Source organism: Protofrankia coriariae, from assembly GCF_001017755.1.
GTDB lineage: Bacteria > Actinomycetota > Actinomycetes > Frankiales > Frankiaceae > Protofrankia > Protofrankia coriariae.
In genome coordinates this window covers 14,353-20,803 of sequence record NZ_JWIO01000053.1, presented here as the reverse complement: position 1 = coordinate 20,803, position 6,451 = coordinate 14,353, and the positions used below count along the sequence as shown (strand labels likewise).

10 protein-coding genes are annotated in these 6,451 nt (G+C 71.3%); 7 read left to right on the top strand and 3 right to left on the bottom strand.

Annotation, left to right across the window (positions count from 1 at the left end; genetic code table 11):
* The first annotated feature begins 177 nt into the window (after window positions 1-177).
* Together FrCorBMG51_RS21765 and FrCorBMG51_RS21760 are read left to right on the top strand one after the other, a co-directional pair.
* Window positions 178-702 (top strand): hypothetical protein, encoded by a 525-nt coding sequence (locus tag FrCorBMG51_RS21765; protein ID WP_047224878.1) that lies wholly within the window; start codon window positions 178-180, stop codon window positions 700-702.
* 103 nt (window positions 703-805) lie between these two features.
* Window positions 806-1,717, top strand: coding sequence for an N-6 DNA methylase (locus FrCorBMG51_RS21760; protein ID WP_052914930.1), 912 nt, complete (start codon window positions 806-808; stop codon window positions 1,715-1,717).
* Between the two features lie 401 nt (window positions 1,718-2,118).
* On the opposite strand, the gene FrCorBMG51_RS29120 is transcribed toward FrCorBMG51_RS21760, so the two are convergent.
* Window positions 2,119-2,256 carry a hypothetical protein gene (locus tag FrCorBMG51_RS29120; RefSeq protein WP_235433802.1) on the bottom strand — a complete coding sequence of 46 codons (138 nt, stop codon included), beginning with the start codon at window positions 2,254-2,256 and terminating at the stop codon, window positions 2,119-2,121.
* 84 nt (window positions 2,257-2,340) lie between these two features.
* On the opposite strand from FrCorBMG51_RS29120, the gene FrCorBMG51_RS29115 reads away from it, so the two are divergent.
* From FrCorBMG51_RS29115 to FrCorBMG51_RS21740, 5 genes are all read left to right on the top strand, one after another.
* Complete coding sequence (locus FrCorBMG51_RS29115; RefSeq protein ID WP_047224876.1) at window positions 2,341-2,700, top strand: hypothetical protein; 360 nt, start codon at window positions 2,341-2,343, stop codon at window positions 2,698-2,700.
* A gap of 78 nt (window positions 2,701-2,778) precedes the next feature.
* A complete protein-coding gene (locus tag FrCorBMG51_RS32050; protein WP_235433801.1) occupies window positions 2,779-2,934 on the top strand; it encodes a hypothetical protein in 156 nt (51 codons plus the stop codon).
* A gap of 139 nt (window positions 2,935-3,073) precedes the next feature.
* Window positions 3,074-3,247: a hypothetical protein gene (locus tag FrCorBMG51_RS28670; RefSeq protein WP_157180617.1), complete on the top strand. Its 174-nt coding sequence runs from the start codon at window positions 3,074-3,076 to the stop codon at window positions 3,245-3,247.
* Between the two features lie 146 nt (window positions 3,248-3,393).
* On the top strand, window positions 3,394-3,906 hold the full coding sequence (locus FrCorBMG51_RS21745; RefSeq protein WP_047224875.1) for a hypothetical protein: 513 nt from the start codon (window positions 3,394-3,396) through the stop codon (window positions 3,904-3,906).
* A gap of 213 nt (window positions 3,907-4,119) precedes the next feature.
* Window positions 4,120-4,356 carry a hypothetical protein gene (locus FrCorBMG51_RS21740; RefSeq protein WP_047224874.1) on the top strand — a complete coding sequence of 79 codons (237 nt, stop codon included), beginning with the start codon at window positions 4,120-4,122 and terminating at the stop codon, window positions 4,354-4,356.
* Window positions 4,357-4,360: 4 nt separating this feature from the next.
* On the opposite strand, the gene FrCorBMG51_RS21735 is transcribed toward FrCorBMG51_RS21740, so the two are convergent.
* Together FrCorBMG51_RS21735 and FrCorBMG51_RS21730 are read right to left on the bottom strand one after the other, a co-directional pair.
* Window positions 4,361-5,191: a C40 family peptidase gene (locus FrCorBMG51_RS21735; RefSeq protein ID WP_235433805.1), complete on the bottom strand. Its 831-nt coding sequence runs from the start codon at window positions 5,189-5,191 to the stop codon at window positions 4,361-4,363.
* Between the two features lie 162 nt (window positions 5,192-5,353).
* The gene (locus FrCorBMG51_RS21730; RefSeq protein ID WP_047224872.1) at window positions 5,354-6,370 is read right to left on the bottom strand and encodes a replication-relaxation family protein; all 1,017 of its coding nucleotides are present in this window, start codon (window positions 6,368-6,370) and stop codon (window positions 5,354-5,356) included.
* Window positions 6,371-6,451: the final 81 nt, after the last annotated feature.

Sequence of the window (6,451 nt, the reverse complement as noted above, 5' to 3'; positions counted from 1 at the left end):
GGTTCCCCGCCGGACCCGACGGCGTTCATTCCGCGCGGTCCGGCGGCGGCGAATCGGTGCATACGCCCCCCTTCGCGCGGACGGCGCACGCCCCCGCGCTTTCCTTCATCGCCACCGCGCCGGCTGACCGCCGGGCCCCTGCGCGCGAAAGACATCCCCGCGAACAGGAAACCCGCCATGACCAATCCGACACCACCCGCGATACCGCTGTCCCTGGCCCACCTGCCGACCGTCGGCGGCCTCGCCGTCCCGTGGATCACCTCCCGCACCGGCGACGGGCGCCACCTGTTCGGCGCCGTCGACAGCGACCGGAAGGACCAGGCGCTGCTACTGCGGCTGTGCGGCGTGTGCGGCCGGCGCCTGGACGAGCGGCTGGTGCTGCTGATGCGGCTGTCCGACCTGCCCCGGCAGCGCACCGCGGAACCCGCGCTGCACAGCGTGTGCGCCGCCTACACCGCCGCTGCCTGCCCGATGGTCGGCGGCCGTCTCGCCCACTACCGCACCACGCCACAGGCACTCGACCCGGCCATGATCCCCCCGGCGGACTCACCGGCCCGCCGGGGCGCACCCGCCGAGCCCTGGTTCGCCGTCTGGCTGCACTCCTACAAGGTCATCACCGACCACGGCACCCTCGCCGCCTCCTACACCGGCCACATCCCCCTACGCATCCGCCCCATCGACGGGCGGCCCGCCATCTCCTGACCGGACCGAGGCCGGGCCCTACCCGGCCCCACCGCCGTCAAGCGCCGTCAAGCGCCGACCCCGGTCCTTCCCCTGTCCCGTCCCGTGAAGGGAGCGCTGCCGCATGCCCGCGAAACGTCGATCCCACCCGCCGCCCGAGACCGCGCCCCCCGACCTGATGACGCTCGTGGAGGCCATCGCCCGTGCCTGGCACCGCGCCCACCGCTCCGCCCCGCCCGAGATCCCCCTGTCCACCGTCGCCGCCCTCGCGCTCCTCGCGCCGCCACCCGGCCAGCTCACCGAGACCGCCGACCTGATCCGCGGGCTGGACAGCGAGCGGTTCCGCCGGTTCCTCCGCTCCCAATGGAGCATCTTCGTGCGGGTACGGCCCGACCTGCTCGCCGCTGCCTGGCCCCTGGTCCGCCCCTGGCTCGGCGCCGAGCCGCTCGATACCGCCACCGTGGACGCCGCCCGGCAGGTGGCGCACGCCGCGCTCGACGCCGGCCAGCTCCAGCTGACCGGCACGGCGCGCCGCCGCGACATCGACCTGTTCGGCCCGCTGCTCGTCGAGCTACGCGCCGACGGCGCCCGCCTCGCCTCCGGCCAGTTCTACACGCCCGCCGACATCGCCGACACCCTCGCCGCCGTCGTGATGCACAGCGCGGCTCCCGGCAACTCCGTGATGGACCCGGCGGTCGGCACGGGCGGGCTGTTCCGCGCCGCCGCCCAGATGCTGCGCGCCCACGGCACCGATCCCGCCAGCCTGCTGTGGTTCGGCGGCGACGTGGACGAGCTCGCCATCGCCTGCGCCGCGGTGAACGCCGTGCTGTGGGAACTCGGACGGCACGTCGTGCTCGCTGTCGGCGACAGCCTCACCGACAACTGGCAGGACGCCGCGCTCGCCCAGCGACACGAGATCCTCCAGATCGTCGAGCACCTGCGCGCCGCCGCGTTCGCCGCCGAACTCATCGGCACCGTGACCCGCCTGGTCGACATGGCCGGCATCGAGCGCGCCGATCCCGAACCCCCGACCTGACGGACCGGCGCGGGAGACCGGCCGGCAACCGCACCCCGCGACCGGCCTGGGACACCATGCCATAGCCCCCGCACCTCATCGGCTACGCCGAACTCCTCGGACGGCTCCGCCACGTCCTGACCGTCAACGGCGAGGACACCGTCACCCACCGCACCGACGACGGCCCTTTCCAGCCGTACTTCGACCGGTCCGGCTGGCCGCGCCGGCTGCACGCCCACGTCCTGCTCGACCTCGACTCCCACCTCGACCCGGCCAGCCTGCTCAACCTCGAACCCACCGCCGAGGTCTACCAGGCGTTCGACAGATCCGCGACGCCGGCGGCGACCCACGCACCATCCACTGGGTCGCGGTCGACATCGCCGCACTCGGACTCGCCGCACTCGGGCTCGCCGCGCTCGCCGTCAACGTCCGTCATCTGGGACCTTGGCCCCCACCCGCCGTCCGCCCACGGCGATGTCGCCACCGACGACTGGCACGACCACACCCTCGCCAAGTGCGTCGAAACCGTCGCCGTCGCCCTTGTCCGCCGCATCCAGCATGCCCACATCGGCCTCGAACTGTTCCGACGCCTGGCCGGCGCGGATACCGGCACCCCCCGACACACCGCGATTGGACCCCAGCCCATGCCCTCCGACCCGCTCGTGCTGGTCCGGCGTCCCCGACCGGACACCATCCACCTGACCGTCCGGCCGGGCGCGGACGCCACCAGCATCAGTGCCGCCCTCACCGCCCTGCCCACTGACGCCTTCTACGTCGACCACGACGGCGACCCGACCTACCTGCTCCTGATCTTCCGGATCCCGCCGGTGCCACCTCCGTCAGCGCTCCTGGCTCCGCCGGCCGGCTGGACCCCGTCGACGTCGAACGGCACCCGGCCCGACTCCGGCGCCGCCGAGCACCCAGTCCGCACCACCGCCGGCCTCCCAGCCAGCCGCCACAACCGAGACATCCTGCGCCCGCCCGCGCCGACCACACCCGACTGAGGCACCGAGGGGCTGCTGCCCGCACGGGTTCTCCACCCCCTTCCAGTACCCGAACCCCTTCGCGAAAGGGGTGCTCGTATGCGCGACTACATCGCTCGCCGAGGGATCAACGACGCCTGGCTGTGCCGGTGCGACAACACCCCCGAGCACGACGGATTCCTTCCCGTCTCCGGCCACCGCGAGGCAGAGTCTGCCTCGCCGCACTGGCGAGGCCATTACTGCTGCCTGCGCTGAGCGGACGGCTGATCCACTGGCCGACCAGGGAAATCGTCGGCCAGCTCAACTTCGCCGACCTGGCCCTACGCGACGGCCCGCCCCACAGCAGCCGGCGGCGACCCCATATCCGCTTCCCACCCAGAAAGGAAAAGCAGCCATGAACGGCAACCAGGACGAACTGACCGTCGGTACCGCCGTGCGAGTACCGGTCGGCGACGGAGCGATCTGGAGATTCGGATGGATCACCGAGATCGACGGAACGAAGGTCGTCGTTGACCTCGGCCGCGACGGCACGGTGACCACGACCCGCGACAAGATCCAGCGGCTGTGAGCCGACGACACCACAGCTCCAACCCTGTCCGGGGAACCGTCGAGGACAGGCCGCCACCCATCCGACCAGACTGGAACCACACGGCCACCGGCGGCCTGCCCCCCGCCCACGCACGTCCCGGCCGCACCAGCGGAAGGATGCCCGCGATGAACATCGAGACGCACTTCCTGGTCGACGACGTCGTCGGACGCGTCCAACAGGCGATCCGCGCCCACGACCAGCCCGCCATCACCGTGATCGAAGCCGACCACGAGCTCGTCCTGGTCGACTCGACCTACATCTTCGGCCGGTCCGGAGCCGACGCCTACGAGCGGCGCGTCGCCGCCGAGGCCCACCGGGTCGCCGCCAATCGGCTGGCCTTAGCAGTCCCGCAAATAATGATCACATATGACGATGACACGGTCCGGTTCCGCTCCCCGCTCGCTGGCCCCGTCCACGACGGCGAGGAGCGGGAAGCCATCGTCTGGATGGCCTACGACGTCGAGGACGGTGTCGAGGTCGAGCACGGCGTCATCCCCTACACCCGCCGTAGCGGAGCACCTGTCTTCACCGACCCCGACGAGATGGTGTCCATCCCGCTGCACCCCGCTCCCGGCCTGCCGGGCAACACCCTGCTGCGGCATCTGCTCGACGAGGATCTGCGCCCCCGCCGGCCGTAGACAAGGCAGGGCTCGCACAGGACAGGTCCCGCAACCCCTGCCCGCCGTCGGGTATCCACGTACCCGAAAGTGTCTCGGCGCCTGCATGAACATAACGTCAGCGGGGACCAGTAAACCTTGTTCGGACCGTCGGCCGGGCACGGGCACACACGGATGTCCCCCGGCTGGTCGCGGCGACTCCGTCGGCTTCAACCGGCGCAGGTCAGTTCATAAGTGGATGCCTACCCGTTCCTGCCGGCCGTCGCCGAAACGGTGGTAGCCAGCCTGCCGGCCCGCGACATCAGCGGCACAGTCGAGGACTTTCTCGGCGTAGCCGACCCGATCGCGCAGGATGACCGGGATCTGCTCGTTCTCCCAGGCAAGGCAGGCACATCACCGCCCCATACCAGCCGAAGACCGATCCGTCAGATCGCGAGCGCACCGAACCTGCTGGTCGCCATCCACCGTTAGCTAACTAATACGCCGGTCTGGATGCGCCTGCGTAGTCAGGGAAACCCCGGAAGTCCCGGACCGTGACCGACCTTCCGACATCAGGCGCATCGACCATGACCGTTCCACCCAAAGAGATACCGACGTGGTGAACGTTGTTCGGGGTACCGAAGAACACCAGATCACCTGGTTGCAGCGGTGCTGTGGCTGGGAGCAGCGGACCGGCGTCGTACTGCGTCTGGGCGGTCCGCGGGATCTGTATGCCGGCCGCGGCATACGCCGCGTGCGTCAATCCGGAGCAGTCGAATCCGGGATCACCGTTGCCGCCCCACATATACGGCTTACCGATCTGTGCGCAGGCGAACGCGACGGCTGTCAGCGCTGCGCTGCTGAAATCCTCGGTTCCGGGCTGAACTGTCGACTGAACAGTCGAGCACTCCGCTGAAGTGTTCGGTGTCGGTTCAGAGTATTGGACCGCCTGCTTCAGTACCTGGTCGACGTACCAGTCGGCATGGTTGTAGGCGAAGATCGCGCTCCGCAGGTCATGTCCGTCGCGGGCGCCATTGTCGCAGAGCTCGAACGCGGCGGCGTAGATGGCGTCATGGGGGTTGTAGAGGGAGAGTGGTACTGCCCCGCCCGGAGGGAGGGGATGCCGGATGATGACGGCGGTAAAAGTCGTAGGTAGGAACTGCATGGGGCCTGCCGCTCCGGCGTAGTTGCTTCCGCTGTGGACGCCGGGCAGGGTGCTGCGACCATGGTCACTTTCGATTTTGCCGATGGCGGCGAGGACGCTCCAGTCGAGGCCGGGGCAGGCGGCGGCGGCCTGGGTGTAGAGGGTGAGGTAGTCGGGCGGGATGTCGCTGAGAGCGGTCTGGCTGGGCTGGCTGCCGCCGCCAGCGCCGAGGAGCCAGCCGAGGAACGGGATGCGGGTGAGGATGTCGCCGACGGCGGCGCCGATCAGAACGATGATCAGGATGAGGGCGGCGACGGCCGCTGCTGCGCTTTTGGCCGTGGGGGTTCACCGGCTTTCGGGCGGGTAGCTGGCGGGGTCGGGTGGCATGGGTGGGGCGGGGGCGAGCTTTCCGGGGCGTGCTGGTGGGTCGGTCTGGCTGGCTGGGCGCAGATGCGGCCAGGCGTGGGCCAGGTCGGTGAGGCGGAGCCGGCCTGGTGTGGCTCGGGGGGTGAGGGGCAGCCAGCGGGCGGCGGCCGGGTCGTGGCGGGCCCCGGGCGGTACCAGGTCGGTGGCGGTGGTGGCGACCGGCACGGTGGCGGGCCGGTCGAGGTCTGCCAGGGCCTCGGTAAGGGCGCGGCGGGCGCCGGTTTCGCGCTGGGCCGAGGGCAGCCAGACCAGGACGGGCGTGACGGTGCCGGTGGTGGTGGCCAGGGCGTGGTAGTCGGTGAGCTTGGCCGCGAGGCGGCGCAGGGGTTCGGTGCCGCGGTCGAGTTCGAGGTACCAGCCGATGTCGGTGCCGTGTTCGCGCCAGGCGCCGTAGGCGTCGGGGCGGGCGAGGTCGCCGACGGCGTGCAGGCAGCGGGTCTCGGACCACCAGGCGGTCAGGGTGCCGGTGGCGCCGGGCTGGCGAGCGTGGGCGATCAGGCTGACGAAAACGTTGTTGACGGCGAGGGTGTGGGCGAGGCGTGGGGAGTGGGCGATACCGAGGGCGCGGTCGTGGCGGTAGCCGGTCTGGTCGGGGTCGAGGCCGTCTTCGTGGGCGAGGACGCCGGCGCCGGCGACGTCGAGGACGTAGTGGGCGGGGGCGGCGCCGGTGGGGACGAGGGGTTGGAAGCGGTCGAGGACCCGCCACAGGTAGAGGCGGCGTAGCCGGTGGTTGGCGGCGCGGCGGGTCGGCCAGCCGAGCTGGATGATCTGGTCGGTGGTGAGGACCTTGTGGTCGGCGAGGAGGCGGGCGAGCCACCGGTCGCGGGGAGTGAGCCGGCCAGCGAGGAACGCCTGATGGTCGCCCGCGGTGACGGTGCGGACGCCGGGACGAGTGCGGGTGAGTGCTAGCCCGTGCCGGGCGGTGGCGGTAGCCATGGAGTGCTGCCCTCTCCGGGGTCGGTCAGGGGTAGGCCCGGTGCGGGGGTGCCGGGGCGGGTAGGTGGCGGGGGCGGTGGG

What these genes read in the sequence shown, in the direction of transcription:
- FrCorBMG51_RS21730 (WP_047224872.1), bottom strand. Translation starts at nt 6,370, where the DNA reads ATGGCTACCGCCACCGCCCGGCACGGGCTAGCACTCACCCGCACTCGT.
- FrCorBMG51_RS21745 (WP_047224875.1), top strand. Translation starts at nt 3,394, where the DNA reads ATGAACATCGAGACGCACTTCCTGGTCGACGACGTCGTCGGACGCGTC.
- FrCorBMG51_RS21765 (WP_047224878.1), top strand. Translation starts at nt 178, where the DNA reads ATGACCAATCCGACACCACCCGCGATACCGCTGTCCCTGGCCCACCTG.
- FrCorBMG51_RS21760 (WP_052914930.1), top strand. Translation starts at nt 806, where the DNA reads ATGCCCGCGAAACGTCGATCCCACCCGCCGCCCGAGACCGCGCCCCCC.
- FrCorBMG51_RS29120 (WP_235433802.1), bottom strand. Translation starts at nt 2,256, where the DNA reads ATGCTGGATGCGGCGGACAAGGGCGACGGCGACGGTTTCGACGCACTT.
- FrCorBMG51_RS29115 (WP_047224876.1), top strand. Translation starts at nt 2,341, where the DNA reads ATGCCCTCCGACCCGCTCGTGCTGGTCCGGCGTCCCCGACCGGACACC.
- FrCorBMG51_RS32050 (WP_235433801.1), top strand. Translation starts at nt 2,779, where the DNA reads ATGCGCGACTACATCGCTCGCCGAGGGATCAACGACGCCTGGCTGTGC.
- FrCorBMG51_RS28670 (WP_157180617.1), top strand. Translation starts at nt 3,074, where the DNA reads ATGAACGGCAACCAGGACGAACTGACCGTCGGTACCGCCGTGCGAGTA.